At 74.5% G+C, this 16,287-nt stretch carries 14 protein-coding genes and 1 pseudogene; 4 read left to right on the top strand and 11 right to left on the bottom strand.

The genetic code is table 11. The features are described 5' to 3' along the window. Positions 1-1,584, top strand: a pseudogene (locus B0E53_RS20710) (permease); the annotation flags it as partial. 7 nt (positions 1,585-1,591) lie between these two features. Here the strand turns inward: B0E53_RS20710 and purE are convergent. Both purE and B0E53_RS20700 read right to left on the bottom strand, forming a co-directional pair. Continuing rightward, entirely contained in the window at positions 1,592-2,083 is a 492-nt protein-coding gene (gene purE / locus B0E53_RS20705) for a 5-(carboxyamino)imidazole ribonucleotide mutase (RefSeq protein WP_107077583.1), read from the bottom strand. Beyond that, positions 2,080-3,240, bottom strand: coding sequence for a 5-(carboxyamino)imidazole ribonucleotide synthase (locus tag B0E53_RS20700; RefSeq protein WP_107077582.1), 1,161 nt, complete (start codon positions 3,238-3,240; stop codon positions 2,080-2,082). The genes purE and B0E53_RS20700 overlap by 4 nt, the downstream gene beginning before the upstream one ends. 104 nt (positions 3,241-3,344) lie before the next feature. Here B0E53_RS20700 and B0E53_RS20695 point away from each other — a divergent pair, with 104 nt between their 5' ends. Then, the gene (locus B0E53_RS20695) at positions 3,345-3,995 is read left to right on the top strand and encodes a pyridoxal 5'-phosphate synthase (protein WP_107077581.1); all 651 of its coding nucleotides are present in this window, start codon (positions 3,345-3,347) and stop codon (positions 3,993-3,995) included. Positions 3,996-3,998: 3 nt separating this feature from the next. Here B0E53_RS20695 and B0E53_RS20690 read toward each other — a convergent pair whose 3' ends face one another. The 6 genes from B0E53_RS20690 to mca form a co-directional block, all read right to left on the bottom strand. Then, positions 3,999-6,035, bottom strand: a complete 2,037-nt coding sequence (locus B0E53_RS20690) for a thioredoxin domain-containing protein (RefSeq protein ID WP_107077580.1) — start codon at positions 6,033-6,035, stop codon at positions 3,999-4,001. A gap of 100 nt (positions 6,036-6,135) precedes the next feature. Further along, complete coding sequence (locus tag B0E53_RS20685) at positions 6,136-6,894, bottom strand: hypothetical protein (RefSeq protein ID WP_107077579.1); 759 nt, start codon at positions 6,892-6,894, stop codon at positions 6,136-6,138. Between the two features lie 640 nt (positions 6,895-7,534). Beyond that, positions 7,535-7,870: a hypothetical protein gene (locus tag B0E53_RS37725; protein ID WP_168215378.1), complete on the bottom strand. Its 336-nt coding sequence runs from the start codon at positions 7,868-7,870 to the stop codon at positions 7,535-7,537. A gap of 307 nt (positions 7,871-8,177) precedes the next feature. After that, complete coding sequence (locus B0E53_RS20675) at positions 8,178-10,667, bottom strand: bifunctional diguanylate cyclase/phosphodiesterase (RefSeq protein WP_246835516.1); 2,490 nt, start codon at positions 10,665-10,667, stop codon at positions 8,178-8,180. Positions 10,668-10,891: 224 nt separating this feature from the next. Continuing rightward, positions 10,892-11,185 carry a hypothetical protein gene (locus tag B0E53_RS20670; RefSeq protein WP_107077577.1) on the bottom strand — a complete coding sequence of 98 codons (294 nt, stop codon included), beginning with the start codon at positions 11,183-11,185 and terminating at the stop codon, positions 10,892-10,894. 48 nt (positions 11,186-11,233) lie between these two features. Continuing rightward, entirely contained in the window at positions 11,234-12,115 is an 882-nt protein-coding gene (gene mca, locus B0E53_RS20665) for a mycothiol conjugate amidase Mca (protein ID WP_107077576.1), read from the bottom strand. 213 nt (positions 12,116-12,328) lie between these two features. Between mca and B0E53_RS20660 the strand changes: the two genes are divergently transcribed. Further along, on the top strand, positions 12,329-12,763 hold the full coding sequence (locus B0E53_RS20660; RefSeq protein WP_107077575.1) for a DUF4307 domain-containing protein: 435 nt from the start codon (positions 12,329-12,331) through the stop codon (positions 12,761-12,763). Between the two features lie 143 nt (positions 12,764-12,906). Further along, the gene (greA, locus tag B0E53_RS20655; RefSeq protein WP_107077574.1) at positions 12,907-13,407 is read left to right on the top strand and encodes a transcription elongation factor GreA; all 501 of its coding nucleotides are present in this window, start codon (positions 12,907-12,909) and stop codon (positions 13,405-13,407) included. Between the two features lie 129 nt (positions 13,408-13,536). Here greA and ilvA read toward each other — a convergent pair whose 3' ends face one another. The 3 genes from ilvA to B0E53_RS20640 form a co-directional block, all read right to left on the bottom strand. Beyond that, positions 13,537-14,757 (bottom strand): threonine ammonia-lyase, encoded by a 1,221-nt coding sequence (gene ilvA, locus B0E53_RS20650; protein WP_107077573.1) that lies wholly within the window; start codon positions 14,755-14,757, stop codon positions 13,537-13,539. Then, the gene (locus B0E53_RS20645) at positions 14,754-15,668 is read right to left on the bottom strand and encodes a DUF4328 domain-containing protein (RefSeq protein WP_107077572.1); all 915 of its coding nucleotides are present in this window, start codon (positions 15,666-15,668) and stop codon (positions 14,754-14,756) included. Before B0E53_RS20645 ends, ilvA begins: the two co-directional genes overlap by 4 nt. Before the next feature lie 43 nt (positions 15,669-15,711). Further along, positions 15,712-16,287: amidase family protein (locus tag B0E53_RS20640; RefSeq protein ID WP_246835515.1), on the bottom strand; the 576-nt coding region annotated here is incomplete at its 5' end.

Here is a 16,287-nt window from a genome sequence, read left to right as displayed (position 1 = left end):
ATCACCCACCTCCCCGCCGGGGTGTACGCCGCCGCGGCGGCGCTGCTCGGCGTGCTCGCCGAGCTGATCCGGGCCGCCACCGTCCCGCCGGCCGGCTCGGCCCAACCGGTCCGCCGCTGGTCGGTGCTGCTCAACGGGGCGCTGCGCCGGGCACCGGACGACCCCACCGAGCTGCGCTGGCGGGTCAGCCCGGCGGCCGGGGCGCTCGCCGCGGCGTCGCTGCCCACCGCCCTGGCCCTGGCCACCCTGGCGCCGGCGCTGGTGGTGGCGCTGGTCGAACCGCTCCGGGTGCTGTCCCGGATCTGGCAGGGACCGCCACCGGAACTGCTCACCCCGCCGCCCGAGGCGGTGGATCCCACGCACGTGCTCACCGCGCTGCTGCTCACCGCGACGGCGGCGCTCGCCGCCACCGGGTTCAGCGGCGGCCGGCGGTCCCGGGCCGTGCCGGTGGTCCTGCCGGGCGCGGCGGTCACGCTGCTCATCACCCCGGTGGCGCTCGGCCGCGGCTGGCCGGTGACCGCCCTGGCCGGGCTGGCCGTCTTCACCGTCTCGATGCTGGGGCTGGCGCTCACCCCGCCGCCGGCGCTGGCCGAACCGGCCCGCTCGATCCGGGTGGCCCGGGTGCTGGTGTTCGCCATCGGGCTGGCCGCCGGGAACGCCGGGCTCGCCGGCAGCCTCGCTACCCGGGAGCTGACCCTGTTCACGCTGGGCGGCGCGGTCGGCGTCGGCGCGGTCGCCGCGCTCTTCGGCACCACCCAGCGGGCCCGCATCCTCGGCTGGCTCTTCGCCTCGCTGATGGCCCAGCTCTTCGTGCTCACCCTCGGCCTGGTGGCCGGGCTCGCCGCGGTCTGGTCCGCGTTCGGGGTGCTGGCGGTCGGGGCGGCGCTCCAGGTCTTCGCCACCGCTCTCCCCCGGCTGCGCCGGCCCGAGGCGTACCGGGAGGCGGCCACCGTCGAGTGGAGCGGCCACGCGGCGGCGCTCATCGCGCTGGCCCTGGCGTACGACTCGCCCCGGCACATCGCCGCGCTGCTGGCCGCCTGGGGCGCCGTCCTCGGCGTGGCGGCCAGCCGCCCGGGCCGGCGGCCGATGGAGCGGAACCTGCTGTTCTGGGCGGTGGTCATCTGCGAGATCAGCGCCTGGTGGATCCTCATGCGGGTGGCCGACGTGGCGCTGCCGGAGGCCTACACCCTGCCGTTCGCGGCGCTCGCCCTGCTGGTCGGGGTGCTGCAACTGCGCCACCGGCCCGACCTGTCGAGCTGGGTGGCGTACGGGCCGGCGCTGGTCGCCGCGTTCCTGCCGACGCTGGCGATCGTGCTGGCCACCGAGTCCAGCATGCTGCGCCAGGTGCTGCTGCTGCTCGGTGCCGTCGCGGTGCTGATCTTCGGCTCGACGAGCCGGCAGCAGGCGCCGGTGATCGTGGGCGCCACGGTCACCGCGGTCGCCGCGGTGCACGCGCTGTTCAGCCTCGGCCCGTGGCTGGTGCTGATCCCGGTCGGCTTCGTCCTGCTGGTGCTCGGCGCGAGCAACGAGCGCCGCCGCCGCGCCCAGGAACGGCTCCAGACGGCGCTGCGGGGCATGCGATGAGGCGGGTTCAGCCGAGCGAGGCGCGGAGGGTGGCTTCCTTCTCGGCGACCAGGTCCTCCAGGCTGGCCTGGTAGGCGGCCATCCGGTCGCGCAGCGCCGGGTCGGACGCGCCCAGGATGCGCACGGCGAGCAGCCCCGCGTTGCGGGCGTTGCCGATCGACACCGTGGCCACCGGCACGCCGGCCGGCATCTGCACGATGGAGAGCAACGAGTCCATGCCGTCGAGATACTTCAGCGGCACCGGCACGCCGATCACCGGCAGCGGGGTGACCGAGGCGACCATGCCGGGCAGGTGCGCCGCGCCGCCCGCCCCGGCGATGATCACCTTGACGCCACGGTCGGCGGCCGCCCGGCCGTACTCGATCATCTTGACCGGGGTGCGGTGCGCCGACACCACGCCGACCTCGTAGGGCACGCCGAACTCGTCGAGCGCCTCGGCCGCGGCCCGCATGGTCGGCCAGTCCGAGTCGCTGCCCATGATCAGCCCGACGGTGCTCATTGGCGTCCTTCCCGCAGCCAGCGGGCCGCACGCGCGGCCCGGGCCCGTACGTCGTCCAGGTCGTTGCCGAGCACGGTGACGTGCCCGATCTTGCGGCCCGGGCGCACCTGCTTGCCGTAGAGGTGGACCTTGGCCCCGGGTTCCGCGGCGAAGAGGTGGTGCAGCCGCTCGTCGATCGACATGCCACCCGGCTCGCCGCCGAGCACGTTAGCCATCACCACGACCGGCGCGGTGAGCGAGGTGTCCCCCATCGGGTAGTCGAGGACGGCCCGCAGGTGCTGCTCGAACTGGGAGGTCCGGGCCCCCTCGATGGTCCAGTGCCCCGAGTTGTGCGGCCGCATGGCCAGCTCGTTCACCACCAACCCGGTGGGCGTCTCGAACAGCTCCACCGCGAGCAGGCCGACCACGCCGAGCGCGGTGGCCAGGTCGATGGCGAGCTGCTGCGCGGCCACCGCCCGCTCCTCCGGAAGGTCGGGCGCCGGGGCGAGCACCTCGACGCAGATGCCGTCCCGCTGCACCGTCTCCACCACCGGGTACGCGGCGACCTGCCCGAACGGTGAGCGGGCCACCTGCACGGCCAGCTCCCGGCGCAGCGCCACCCGCTCCTCGACGATCAGCGGGGTGCCCCCGGCCAGCAGGGTGGTGGCCAGCTCGGCAGCTCCGGTGGCGTCCTCCACCATCCAGACGCCCCGGCCGTCGTAGCCGCCGCGGGCGGCCTTGAGCACCACCGGCCAGCCGATCTCCGCGCCGAACGCCACCAGGTCGGCCGGGGCCTCCACCGGACGCCAGGCCGGGTTCGGCGCGCCCAGCTCACCGAGCCGCTCACGCATCACCCGCTTGTCCTGGGCGTGCACCAGCGCCTCGGCCGGCGGGAAGAGCTTCACGCCCTCCTCGGCCAGGGTGCGGATGTGCGCGTTGGGCACGTGCTCGTGGTCGAAGGTGACCACGTCGCACCCCTTGGCGAAGGTGCGCAGGGCGGCGAGGTCGGTGTGGTCGCCGTACTGGACGTCGGCGGCGACCAGGGCGGCGCCGTCGTCCGGGGCGAGCGCGAGCACGCGCAGCGACTGGCCGAGGGCGATGGCGGCCTGGTGGGTCATCCGGGCCAGCTGGCCACCGCCCACCATGCCGACGACAGGCAGTCCGGTACGGGAATCCATAGCGCCGCCAGCCTATCGGGGCGGCAGCGGGCGGCGGTCCCGAGGGCCGGGACCCGGGAAAGTCGGTCAGGACCTGCCCACGGCCGGGTTGCCAAGATCAACGCATGACGACCCGCGATCTGCTCCGCGGCCTGCCGGTGCTCGCCCACGACATGCCGTCCTTCGACCCGACCGACGTGCCGGCGGAACCCACCGCCCTCTTCGCCGACTGGCTCGCCGGAGCGGTCGCCGCCGGGGTGGACGAGCCACACGCCATGACGGTCGCGACGGTCGACGCCGACGGCGCGCCCGACGTGCGGGTACTGATCCTGAAGGACCTGGACGCCGAGGGCTGGCACTTCGCCACCACCTCGACCAGCGCCAAGGGGAGGCAGATCGCCGGCGACCCCCGCGTCGCGCTCGGCTTCCACTGGCGGGAGCAGGGCCGGCAGGTCCGGGTACGCGGCACCGCCCGGCCCGCCGACCCCGACGTCTCCCGGCGGGACTTCCTGGCCCGGCCGGAGGGCTCCCGGATCGCGACCCTGGCCGGCCGGCAGAGCGCCGTCCTCGCCGACCGCGCCGAGCTGGACCGGAAACTGGCCGAGGTACGCGCCCGGCTGGCCGCCGATCCCGGGCTGGTCGCCGAGGGGCACACGGTCTACTCGGTGACCCCGGCGAGCGTCGAGTTCTGGCAGGCCGACCGGGAGCGCCGGCACGTTCGGCTGCGGTACCGGCGGGGCGCCGACGGGTGGAGCCGCGACCTGCTCTGGCCGTGACCGTCAGCCGAGCCGGGCGACCAGATCCTCGGCCGTGGTGACCGGCCGGTCGCAGACGAACCCCCGGCAGACGTACGCGGTGGGCCGACCGCCCAGCGCCGGCCGGTCCGCCAGCAGCGGCACGCCGGGCTGGTCGGCGCGGCCCGCCACCACCACGGCCCCGGGCGGGGCGTGCCGGAGCGCGGCGGCCACCAGCGGGTCGCCCACCGGGTCGTCGGTCACCACCGCGATCTCGTACGGCCCGGAGAGCAGCGCCTCGCCGACCGTGGCCGCGTAGCCGGTGAACCGGGCGTGCCGCCCGACGATCGGCGCGACCGTCGACAGGGCCGCCTCGGCCGCCTCCCGGTACCGGGTCTGACCCGTCAACGCCGCGTACGCGACGAGCGCCGCGACCATCGCCGAGCGGCCGGCCGGGGTGGCGTTGTCGGTCGGGTCGGCGGGCCGGGTGACCAGGCGCTCGGCGTCGTCGGCGGTGTCGTAGAAGCCGCCGTCCGGTGCGGCGAACCGGGCCAGCGCCACGTCGAGGAGCTGACCGGCCAGGGTGAGCCAGCGCCCCTCGCCGGTGAGCTGGTGCAGCGCGCAGAACGCCTCGGCCACGCAGCCGTAGTCCTCCAGCACGCCGGCCGGCTCGCCGACGACCTTGTCCCGGGAGACCCGGCGGAGCCGGCCGTCCACCACGTGCACGGCCGCCAGGTGCTCGGCGGCGTCCCGCATCGCGCCGTCGGCCACGATGGTGACGCCCTCCATGAGGTTGGCGTCCTCGTCGTCGGGTGACGCGTAGAGGGCCGCGACCTGCTGGAACTCGGCGATCGCCGTGATCGCGAGCCCGTTCCAGGCGGCCACCACCTTGTCGTCCCGGGCCGGCTGGGGGCGGGTGTCCCGGGCGGCGAGCAGCCTCCCCACCACCCCCTGCCAGCGGGCCCGGACCTCCGGGTCGGCGTCGTCCACGTCGCGGGCCAGCCGGAGCACGCTCGTGCCGCCTTCGAAATTCCCCTGCTCGGTCACGCCGAACAGGTCGGCGGCGAAGCGGCCGTCCTCCTCGCCCAGCACCTCGACGAGCTGGGCCGGGGTCCAGACGTAGGTGAGGCCCTCGACGCCCTGGGTGTCCGCGTCCAGCGCCGAGGCGAAACCCTCGCCGGCCCGGTGCAGTTCGTCGGCGAGGAACCGGGCCGTGTCGCGGGCCACCCGCCGGGCCAGCCGGTCCCCGGTGAGCCGCCAGAGCTGGGTGTAGACCCGCAGCAGCAGGGCGTTGTCGTAGAGCATCTTCTCGAAGTGCGGCACCGTCCAGTGCCCGTCCACCGAGTAGCGCGCGAAGCCGCCGGCGAGCTGGTCGTGCAGGCCGCCGCGGGCCATCGCCTCGCAGGTGTGCCGGACGATCTCCAGGCTCCGGGGCGAACCGGTGCGCTGGTGGTGCCGGAGCAGGAAGAGCAGGTTCATGTGCGGCGGGAACTTCGGGGCGCCGCCGAAGCCGCCGTTCGTCTCGTCGTACTCCGTGGCCAGCTGGTCGGCGGCGGCGTCCAGCAGCTCGGCGGTGAGCGGGGCGGTCAGGCCGCCCACGGCCTGCGCGCCGCCGATCGCCTCGACCACGGCGGCGCCCTGCTGGAGCACCGCCTCCCGCTGGTCCCGCCAGGCGGTGGCGACCGAGCCGAGCAGCCGGATGAAGTTGGCCCGCGGGAAGTAGGTGCCGCAGAAGAACGGGGTGCCGTCCGGGGTGGCGAACACCGTCATCGGCCAGCCGCCCTGCCCGGTCATCGCCTGGGTGGCGGTCATGTAGACCGCGTCGACGTCGGGCCGCTCCTCCCGGTCCACCTTGACGCAGACGAAGTCGTCGTTCATGAGCTGGGCGACGCCCTCGTTCTCGAACGACTCGTGCGCCATGACATGGCACCAGTGGCAGGCCGCGTAGCCGACCGAGATGAGCACCGGCACGTCGCGCCGCTTCGCCTCCGCGAACGCCTCGTCGCACCAGGGCCACCAGTCGACCGGGTTGTCGGCGTGCTGGAGCAGGTAGGGCGACGTGGCGTCGGCGAGTCGGTTCACCCGACGACCATATCGGCCACACGCCGGAGACGCGGCCGGAGTGGACCGGTCGGGCCGGGGAGCCACCTCCCCGGCCCACCGGGTACACCAGCGGCCGTGATCAGGCGGCGTCCAGCCGCACGGGGAACAGCGGGGGGACGACCCGGACGTACACGTCGTAGAACGGGTCGCGGCCCGAGATCTCCAGCCGGACGTCCGCATCACCCGGCCGGAGGCGCACCCCGCTCGGCTCGGTTCTCGTCGCCGTCCATGGCACCGCCTGGCCCGCCAGGCACCGCACCTCGGCGCGGTCGAGCCCGACCAGCCGGCCGTTCTGCTGGACATGGGCGTCGACGAACACCAGTGCCGCCTGGCTACAGGTCAGCGTGCCTCGTACAGTCACCAGGCCGTCCGGCATGACGACCGCGCCGGTCCCCGCCACCGTCGCCTGAGGATCCAGCGGCGGCAGCGCCGGCGGGTTGGTCAGGTGCACCTCGCCCCGAGCGGCCGGCGCCCCACCTGAACAGTGCTGCTCGAAGGTGGCGTCGAGCTTCTCGAGATAGTTGTAGGGGCCGAACCGGATGTCCTGGATGGTGAACGAACCGACCAGGTCGCCGTCACAACCGCCGAGGTTGCTGTTGAGGACCATTCCCGGGCCGCCCTCGTAGTAGGGCCAGGCGGTGGCGCCGGTGTAGGTACGGGGTTCCAGCGGACCGCCGTCGGGCGCCAGCACCAGGTAGAAGTTGGCTCCCGTGGCGGGATCGACGGCCTCGACCCGGGCGTCGAACGGGCTGCCGTAGAGCTGGGCCGTCATGCCGGTCGCGGTCGAGAAGGAGAAGGTCTCTCCCCGGGTCACCGGGTCGTCCGGATCACCGGTCACCGTGAAGGTGCCCGAGGCGGGGCCGCTCGGCGGCTCGGCCGGACACGATCCGTCCTTCCGATATTTATCTTTGTTGATTTAAATCGGCGCATGCCCGGCGCCGCCGGGCCGTCCGAAGGAGACGGTTCATGCGCAGACTCCCCACCCTGCTCGCCCTCGCCGCCCTCGCCGGATCCGTGCTGGCTCCCGGCACCGCGTCCGCCGAGGTCCCGCCGGAGACCCGGTTCTCCGCCACCACCGGCGTCGGGGTCCACAACGCGTACGAGCGCGGCACCTACCCCTACCTGGCCCAGGCGCTCGACGCCCGGCCCGGGCTGATCGAGCTGGACGTCTGGCCGGACGTGCTGACCCGGCAGTGGCGGGTCAGCCACTCCAACCCGCTCGGCAACGACAACAACTGCGTGGCCGCCACCAGCGCCGCCCAGCTCTACACCGGCACCCGGAACCGGAACCTGGAGCACTGCCTGGACGACATCCGGATCTGGCTGGGCGCGCACCCCGACGCGGGCCCGCTGGTGCTCAAGCTGGAGCTGAAGACGGGCTTCAGCGGCCGTACCGGGCAGGGACCGGCCGAGCTCGACGCGGTGCTCGCCGCCCGGCTCGGCGACCGGGTGTTCCGCCCGGCCGAGCTGCTCGGCGGTCACACCGGCCTGGACGCCGCCGCGCGCGCCGACGCCTGGCCCAGCCGGGCCCAGCTCGCCGGCCGGCTGATCGTCGAGCTGATCCCCGGCACCGTCGAGGAGGGCAACCCGACCGACACCCTCTGGACCGACGTCGAGTACGCCCGCCACCTGGCCGGCCTCGCGGCGGCCGGCACGCTGGGCACGGCCCGCGCCTTCCCGGCCGTGCACCGGGCGCAGGCCGGCGACCCGCGCACCCGGTACGCCGACGCGAGCCTGCGGCCCTGGTTCGTGCTCTTCGACGGCGACGCCACCGCGTACGTCACCGGCGGCATCGACACCGCCTGGTACGACACCAACCACTACCTGCTGGTGATGACCGACGCGCAGAACGTCCCGCCGGCGGTCGGCGCGGGCGACGCCGGCGCGGCGGCGGCCCGGGTGGCCGAGCTGGCCCGGAAGCACGCCAGCATCGCCTCCGCCGACTGGGCGACCCTGCCCACCGTCCTCGACGACGTGCTGCCCCGCGGCCGACCCGGCGACCGGCCGGTCCGCGCCGCCGTGGCGATCGGCCCCGGCGGCGCGGGACGGCCAACCGGCGCGGGACGGTCGGAACGCGCGGGACGGCAAGAAGGCGCGGGACGGTCGGAACGCGCGGGACGGTCAGGAGGCGCCGTCGGCGCGGAGCGGGAGGACGTTGCCACGCGCGGTGTCCAGCAGCGACCCGAGCACCGCCCCGATCTTGTCCGCCGGCATCGGCTTGAAGAAGTGGTAGCCCTGGGCGGCGGTGCAGCCCAGCTCGGCCAGGGCGATCCGCTGCTCGGCGGTCTCCACGCCCTCGGCCACCACCCGCAGACCCAGCTCGTGGGCGAGCCCGACGGTGGTCCGCACGATCGCGGCGGCCTCCGGCGAGTCGGCCATCCGGATCACGAAGGAACGGTCCACCTTCAACTCGTCCACCGCGATCCGGGTCAGGAAGGTCAGCGAGGAGAACCCGGTGCCGAAGTCGTCGACGGCGAGCTGCACGCCCATCGCGCGGAGGGTGGCCAGCACCTCGTCGATGACCTCCAGCTCGCTCATCACCACCGTCTCGGTGATCTCCAGCACCAGCCGGTGCGGCGGGACCTGGTGCCGGCGCAGTGCCTCGCCGATCTCGGCCGGCAGCCGCGGGTCGAGCAGGCTGCGCGCCGACAGGTTCACCGAGATCGGGATGTCCAGCCCCTCGCGCGCCCAGCCGGCCGCCACCGCGAGGGCCTTGTCCAGCACGTAGCGGGTGAAGCTGCCGAGCTGCTCGCTGTTCTCCACCGGGCGGATGAAGTCCGCCGGGCCGAGCCAGCCGCGGCGCGGGTGCCGCCAGCGGATGAGCGCCTCCACCCCGGTCGGGGCGCCGGTGGCCAGGTCCACCGCCGGCTGCAACGCCAGCACCAGCTGGTCGTCGGCCTCCAGGGCCTCCCGCAGCTCCGCGAGCAACGCCAGGTGGTCGGTGCTCGCCGCATCGCGCGAGCTGTCGTACGCGGCGACGCTGCCGCCGCCCTCCTTCGCCTGGTACATGGCGATGTCGGCCCGACGCAGCAGCTCGGTCAGGTCGGCGGTGCCCGCGTCGGCGACCACCACACCGACCGCCACCTCCACCGACATGCGCACCCCGGCCACCTCGGTCGGCGCGGCCAGCCGCTCGGCGATCTCCCGGGCCTGCCGCAGCGCGTACGCCAGCGGGGCGGCCCGGTCGTCGACCACCGGCACCGTGGTCAGCAGCAGGGCGAACTCGTCGCCGCCGAGCCGCCCGAGCAGGTCGCCCGGACGGGTCATGGTGGCCAGCCGGTTCGCGGCCAGCCGCAGCAGCTGGTCGCCGGCCGCGTGCCCCAGCGTGTCGTTGACCTCTTTGAACTGGTTGATGTCGAGCAGCAGCAGTGCCACCGGGTGGTCGTGGGCGCGCTGCCGCAACGCCTGGTCGCCCTTGGCCAGCAGGGCGGCCCGGTTGAGCAGCCCGGTGAGCTGGTCGTGCACCGCCTCGTACGACGAGCGGGCGGTGACCAGCCGCAGCTCGCGGTGGGTGGCGGCGTCGTGCAGGGCGGCGGCCAGCGCGTCGCCGAACGCGGCGACGCCGTCCCGTTCCCGGGCGGTCGGCGGGGCGGAGCGGGGGAACCGGACCCGCAGCTGGCCGACCTCGGCGCTGCCCACGGCGAGCCGCCGGACCAGCTCGTGCTCCCCGGAGCCGGTGGCCGACGGGGGTTCCACCTCGCGGTCGCGCACCTGGGCGCCGGTGTCCGCCCGGTAGCGGCGCCAGCGGCCGTCGCCCCGGGCCACGTCCACCTCGACCAGCTCGGCGCCGAACAGGGTGAGCGCCCCGGTCACGGCGGCGGTCGCCACGCCCCGCTCGTCGAGCTGGTTGAGCGCGGCGGTGGCCTCGGCGAACGCCCGCCAGGTCCGCCGCTCCTGGTCGGCCCGGAGGCGGTGCCGGTAGGTCTGCTGGAGCAGCCAGAGCGGCGGCGGCAGGAGCAGCAGCCAGCGCGGGTCGAGCTCCAGCAGGGTGACCACCACCAGGCCGACCGCCACGTTGCCGACGAACATGAGCAGCTTGCCGCGGAGCGCGGCGAGCAGCGGCGGACCGATGGAGATGCCGTGCAGCAGCGCGAGACCGGCGCCGCCCAGCCAGGCGGTGGTGAGCAGGTAGGCCACCGCACCGGCGATCAGCGCGAGGGCCAGCTCCGGGGTCGGCGCGGCGAGCAGCGGCTGGCCGAGCGCGCTGGCGACCGCCGCGGCGAGCGCGGTGGCGGCGCTCAGCGAACCGGCGATCCGGACCAGTTCCAGCGCGGGCCGGCGGTCGGCGAACAGGGACATGGCGGTCCACGCGGCCCCGGTGCCGAGCAGGGCAGCGGCCGGCAGCCAGCCGGCCGGTACGAGGTAGAGGCAGACGACGAGGGCCGCCTCGCCCCAGGTGATGCTGACCATGCCCGAGGCGGTACGGAAGCGCAGCCGGGCGAGCTGAGCCACGGCGAACGCGACGACGGCGACGCCGAACCAGACAAACCCCGGCAGCGGGTCGTCCGGCGGCAGGTGCGCGGGAACGGTGAGGCCGACCACGGCGGCCGCCAGGGCGGTGACCGCGACGGCGGTGGTCAGCAGCAGAACGCCGACCGGCGTGCCGCGCAGGCCCCGCTGATCGGGGGGCTGGTCGGCCCGGCCGGAGGTCACGGGCCTACCCCGTCGGACGGCGGCCCTAGGGCACGGTCGGGGGCCGTTGCTGCCATCGACATCGGCGCCCCCCTTCCGCGCACGGCTCGGGGCCTTTACAGGTCCCCCCGGCGGAAGGCTAAGCCAAAGCCGGTGGTCGCAACAGGGGTGGACGACCGGCTTCGGCGTGATTCACGCGCTGTTCAGCCGTTCCGGCGCTGCTGGGAGCCGTTGGGGGCGTTCGTCGGGGATTCCTGCGCGGCGGTCCCGTCTGTCGGATCGGCGACTGTCGCATCGGTCCGGCCCGGCTCGGCCGGCCCGGCCTGCTGCGGGAACCGGTCGGGCAGCCGGCGCAGCCGGGCGTTCATGTTGCGGATCAACAGGACGGTGGCGGTGGCCAGCAGCACGATGAGGAAGAGGCCCATCGGGCCGGCCAGACCACCCGTGCGGGTGTCACCGAAGTTGTTCTCCGCGAGCACCTGGGCGGTGGTCAGCATGGTGTTCCTCCGATGTGCGGCTGACGACCAGCGTAGCCCGCCGGGAAATCAGCGGGCATGGCACGTCTCGCGCACCCCGGCGAAGAGGTCGGACTCGGGCAGCGGGCTGTCCACCATCGAACGGGCGAGTTGGAAGTCCTCGGTGGGCCAGGCGCGCTGCTGCAGGTCCATCGGCACCTGGAACCAGAAGCCGTCCGGGTCGATCTGGGTGGCGTGGGCGCGCAGCGCGTCGTCGCGGACCGGGAAGTATTCGGCGCACTCGACCCGGGTGGTGATCCGCTCGCCCTTGTCGGCGCGGTCCTCCCAGCGCTTCATCCACTCCCCGTACGGCGACTCCAGGCCGGTGGCGAGCATCGCCTCGTGCAGCGCCATGATCTTGGCCCGCGAGAAGCCCACGTCGTAGTAGAGCTTGAGCGGCTGCCACGGCTCGCCCAGCTCCGGGTGGTGGTCCGGGTCGCCGGCGGCCTCGAAGGCGGCCACGGTCACCTTGTGGGTCATGATGTGGTCGGGGTGCGGGTAGCCGCCCTCCTCGTCGTACGTGGTGACGACGTGCGGGCGGAACTGGCGCATGAGCCGCACCAGCGGGGCGGCCGCGACGTCGACGTCCTCCAGGGCGAAGCAACCCTCCGGCAGCGGCGGCAGCGGGTCGCCCTCGGGCAGGCCGGAGTCGACGAAACCGAGCCACGCCTGCTCGACGCCGAGGATGGCCCGGGCCGCGTCCATCTCGGCACGGCGGATGTCGCCGATGTTGGCCCACACGTCGGGCCGGTCCATCTTGGGGTTGAGCACGCTGCCCCGCTCACCACCGGTGCAGGTGACGACCAGGACATCCACCCCCTCGGCGACGTATTTCGCCATGGTGGCGGCGCCCTTGCTCGACTCGTCGTCGGGATGGGCGTGCACCGCCATGAGCCGCAGCTGCTCTGCCACCTTCGGCGCTCCTCGTCTGTGCCCGCCGGGCCCGGCCCACCCGGGCCCGCCCGGCTGACCTGCCGGAATCTCCCCCCGCGCCCGCGAAAGCCCCCGTGCTGGCCGGTCGGCGGCGGGGCCGACCTGCCATCCTTGGCTCAGCGCCGGGCTGGGAAGATGGACTCTGCCATTCTTGCCGATGCCGCCGACAACAACGCCAGGAGATACCCGCCGGTGAGCGAGACGCACGCCACAATCGCATCGGGTGCACCGGTCTTCCCGCCCGGCCGCTACGGCCGTCGCCGGGAGCCGGGGCGCCGCCGTCCGCTGCTGCTCGTGCTGGTGGCGGCCCTCCTGCTGGCGCTCCTCGGGCTGGTCGCCGCCCGGCTCTACGGCCAGTACGGCGACCCCGACTACCGCGCCGAGGTGATCACCTACACCGGGATCACCGACTCCCGGGTGGTGGTCGAGTTCCGGGTCACCGTCCCCGCGGGCGGCTCCGCGACCTGCCTGCTGCGGGCACGCTCCCACGACGGCGCCGAGGTGGGCCACGTCGAGGCCACGGTGACCGCCCCGCCCGGCGAACGGCACGTCCGGACCCGGCAGGAGGTGCCGACCACGGCCCGTCCCTTCATCGGCGAGGTGCTGCGCTGTCGACCGGCCGGCTGAGCCGGTAACCGGCGAGCCGCCGGCACACGCACCCCGGGTCGGAGCGCCGGCACCCGGGGTGATCGGCGACACCCTGACGTGTCCGGCACTGGTAACTTGGTAGTTCACCTGTCAGCCAGTCCGCACCAACGAGGAGATCGCCTGTGTCCACCAATGACAACGAGGCGCCCGCCACCTGGCTGTCCCAGGACGCGTACGACCGCCTGCAGGGCGAGCTCGACGAGCTGATCGCCAACCGACCGGTGATCGCCGCCGAGATCAACGCCCGGCGCGAGGAGGGCGACCTGCGGGAGAACGGTGGCTACCACGCCGCCCGCGAGGAGCAGGGCAAGGCGGAGGGTCGCATCCTCTACCTGAAGGAGCTGCTCCGCACGGCCAAGGTCGGCGAGGCTCCGACCGCCGACGCGGTGTCGCCCGGCATGGTCGTGACGATCTACTTCGACGACGACGCCGACGACACGGAGACCTTCCTGCTCGGCTCCCGTGAGATCGCCTCCACGACCGACCTCACCGTCTACAGCCCCGAGTCCGCGCTCGGCAAGGCGATCCTGGGCGGCAAGGCGGGCCAGACCTGCACCTACACGGCCCCCAGCGGGGCCGACATCAAGGTGACGGTCGTCAAGTTCGAGCCGTTCTCCGGCTAGCCGCCAACCGGACCCGCGCCGGATGGCTCGGGTCCGACCCGACCGAGGCTGACAGGCTCCTCGGACCCGAGCCACAACCCGACCGCCCCGACCGGCATCGTCCGGCCGGGGCGGTCGCGTCCGTGGGGCTCATCCCTCGCCCGCGAAGACCACCTGGTAGCCGCTGGCCCGCAGGGCGCTGATCAGGGTGTCCGAGTGCTCCACGCCGCGGGTCTCCACCGAGAGCGCGACCTCCACCTCGCCGAGCCGCAGGTGCGGGTTGGCCCGCTGGTGCACCACGTCGACCACGTTGGCCCGGTGCTCGGCGATCTCGCTGAGCAGCGAGGCGAGCTGACCCGGCCGGTCCGTGCAGCGGACGGTGACCCGCAGGTAGCGGCCGGCCGCCGCCAGCCCGTGCTCGATCACCCGCAGCATCAGCAGCGGGTCGATGTTGCCGCCGGAGAGCACCGCCACCACCGGCGCCTGCACCTCCACGGCCCCGGCCAGCAGCGCGGCCACGCCGACCGCGCCGGCCGGCTCCACCACCTGCTTGCCGCGTTCCAGCAGCATCAGCAGCGCCCGGGAGATGTCCTCCTCGGTGACCGTGACGATCTCGTCGACCAGCTTGCGGACGTGGGTGAAGGTCAGCTCGCCGGGGCGGCCGACCGCGATCCCGTCGGCGATCGTCGAGAAGAAGGGCAGCCGGACCGGCTCGCCGGCCTTGAGCGAGGGCGGGAAGGCGGCGGCGCTGGCCGCCTGCACCCCGATCACGCGTACGTCGGGGCGCAGCGCCTTGGCGACCACCGCCAGGCCGGAGATCAGCCCGCCGCCGCCCACCCCGGTCACGATGGTCTTCACGTCCGGGCACTGTTCGAGGATCTCCAGGGCCACCGTGCCCTGCCCGGCGATGACGTCGCGGTGGTCGAACGGGTGGATGAACACCGCCCCGGTCCGCTCGGCGAAGGTCTGCGCCGCGACCAGCGACTCGTCCACCGTGTTGCCGACCAGCTCGACCTGCGCCCCGTACCCCTTGGTGGCGGCCACCTTCGGCAGCGGCGCGTTCACCGGCATGAAGACCGTGGCGTGCGCGCCGACCAGGCCGGCGGCGAGCGCCACCCCCTGGGCGTGGTTGCCGGCGCTCGCCGCGACCACGCCGCGCTCCCGCTCCTGCGCGGAGAGCCGGGAGATCCGCACGTACGCGCCGCGGACCTTGTACGACCCGGCGCGCTGCACGTTCTCGCACTTCAACCAGGCCGGCCCGCCGAGCGCGGCGCTGAGCGGCCGGGACGGCTCCAGCGGGGTGGTGCGGGTGACGCCGGCGAGCAGTTCCCGCGCGGCCTGTACGTCGGCGAGACCGACCAGTTCCGTCATGCCCCGATCGTGCCACCCGGCCCCGGGGGAACCTGCGGCGACGCCACGGTCGGCTCAGCCGCCACCCGCGGTGCCGACCCGGGGCCCGGCTGTGGCGGGTGGGCGTACCCGGACGGCCAGCCGGGCCAGCCCGCCGGAACGGGCCAGGCGGGCGCGCCGAGAGCGATCCGCTGCTCCTGGGCCACGGAGATCCGCCGGATCAGCACGATCAGCGACACGGCGGCCACCAGGCAGGCGACCAGCGGGAGCAGGTGCCACCCGAGCGCCTCCCGGTAGAAGTCGGCGTACCACCGGAACTCGGTGTCGAAGCGCGGCTGCTCGGGCAGCCGGGCGTACGCCCGGTCGTCGCGCCGGCTCACCAGGCGCTCCCCGATGCTGAAGGCCAGCCACGCGACCCACCAGACGGAGACCAGTCCCGGGGTGAACCGCTTCCAGAGGCTGTCCCGGGCGAGGTTCGCGACCACCCGGGCGGGCACCACGAAGTTGGCGAACGGCACCAGCCACCCGGCGATCGCCCAACCGGCGCCCAGGTGGGGAAGCGCACCCGGAAAGGCGTCCAGATTCTTCCGGGCCCGCCACGTCCAGATGATCACCAGGACGGCGGCCGTCAGGTAGACCACCAGGAACGGCAGCGAGAGCACCACCTCGAGCAGCACGGCGCCGAGCAGGACATCAGGGTCCTGGCTCTCCCTCGCCCGCCCGGCCAGCACGACGCCGACCAGCGGAAAGAGCGCCAGCAACCCGTAGAGCAGCGCAGTCGCGCCGACCGCGACGGAGGCGGCGAGGCCGATCCCGCGCACCGGGTAGGTCGGCACGCCCGGGGTGAGGGCGGGCTGGCCGTGCGGCGTGTGGCAGTTCTGGCACTCGTTGTCGGCGGGGGACGTCTCGTCCCCGCAGGTGTGGCAACGCATGGATGACCGTCCCGGTGTGCGTGGGTGCGCACACGCTAGACGATCATGCGTGGGCCGGCGACCCCGTCCCGACCCGGGGGTAGCCGGGGGCGTGCCGCTGCCACGGCGCCTGCATCTCGAACTGGCCGGCGACGCCGAGCAGCAGCAGCTCCGAGCCGGGCGGGCCGACGAACTGCACGGCGACCGGGAGGCCGTCCGGGCGGCGGCCCACCGGCACCACGATCGCCGGCAACCCGGCGATGTTCCAGGGCGCGGCATACGGGGCGTACCGGATGTTGGCCTTCATGTTCGCCAGCCAGGAACGGCCGGACCAGCCGGCGGCGGCCGGCGGCGGACCGGCCAGCGCCGGGGTGAGCAGCAGGTCGACCGAGTGGTCGGCGAAGAAGTTCACCGACCGTTCGCGCCAGGCGGCTCGGTCGGCCTCGCGCACGTACCCCCGGCGCTGTGCCCACTCGCCGAGCGCGACGTGCCGGCGGCTGCGCCGCTGGAGGCCGCGCCGCTGCACGCCCGCGGCCTGCACCTCGGTGGCGGCCGCGGCGAACCAGGTGGCGATGCCCTGCAGGCCGAGCCGGGTCGGGTAGACCGGGTCGGCGGGCACGGTGTCGTGCCCGGCGGCGGC

It is taken from the genome of Micromonospora sp. MH33, assembly GCF_003013775.1.
Taxonomy (GTDB): Bacteria; Actinomycetota; Actinomycetes; order Mycobacteriales; family Micromonosporaceae; genus Micromonospora; species Micromonospora fulviviridis.
Note: the sequence above shows the minus strand (reverse complement) of the source record. Positions and strands in the feature narration are given on the sequence as shown.

Coding starts and splice junctions, on each gene's coding strand:
- B0E53_RS20695 (WP_107077581.1), top strand. CDS start 3,345: ATGACGACCCGCGATCTGCTCCGCGGCCTGCCGGTGCTCGCCCACGAC.
- ilvA (WP_107077573.1), bottom strand. CDS start 14,757: ATGACGGAACTGGTCGGTCTCGCCGACGTACAGGCCGCGCGGGAACTG.
- B0E53_RS20645 (WP_107077572.1), bottom strand. CDS start 15,668: ATGCGTTGCCACACCTGCGGGGACGAGACGTCCCCCGCCGACAACGAG.
- purE (WP_107077583.1), bottom strand. CDS start 2,083: ATGAGCACCGTCGGGCTGATCATGGGCAGCGACTCGGACTGGCCGACC.
- B0E53_RS20700 (WP_107077582.1), bottom strand. CDS start 3,240: ATGGATTCCCGTACCGGACTGCCTGTCGTCGGCATGGTGGGCGGTGGC.
- B0E53_RS20670 (WP_107077577.1), bottom strand. CDS start 11,185: ATGCTGACCACCGCCCAGGTGCTCGCGGAGAACAACTTCGGTGACACC.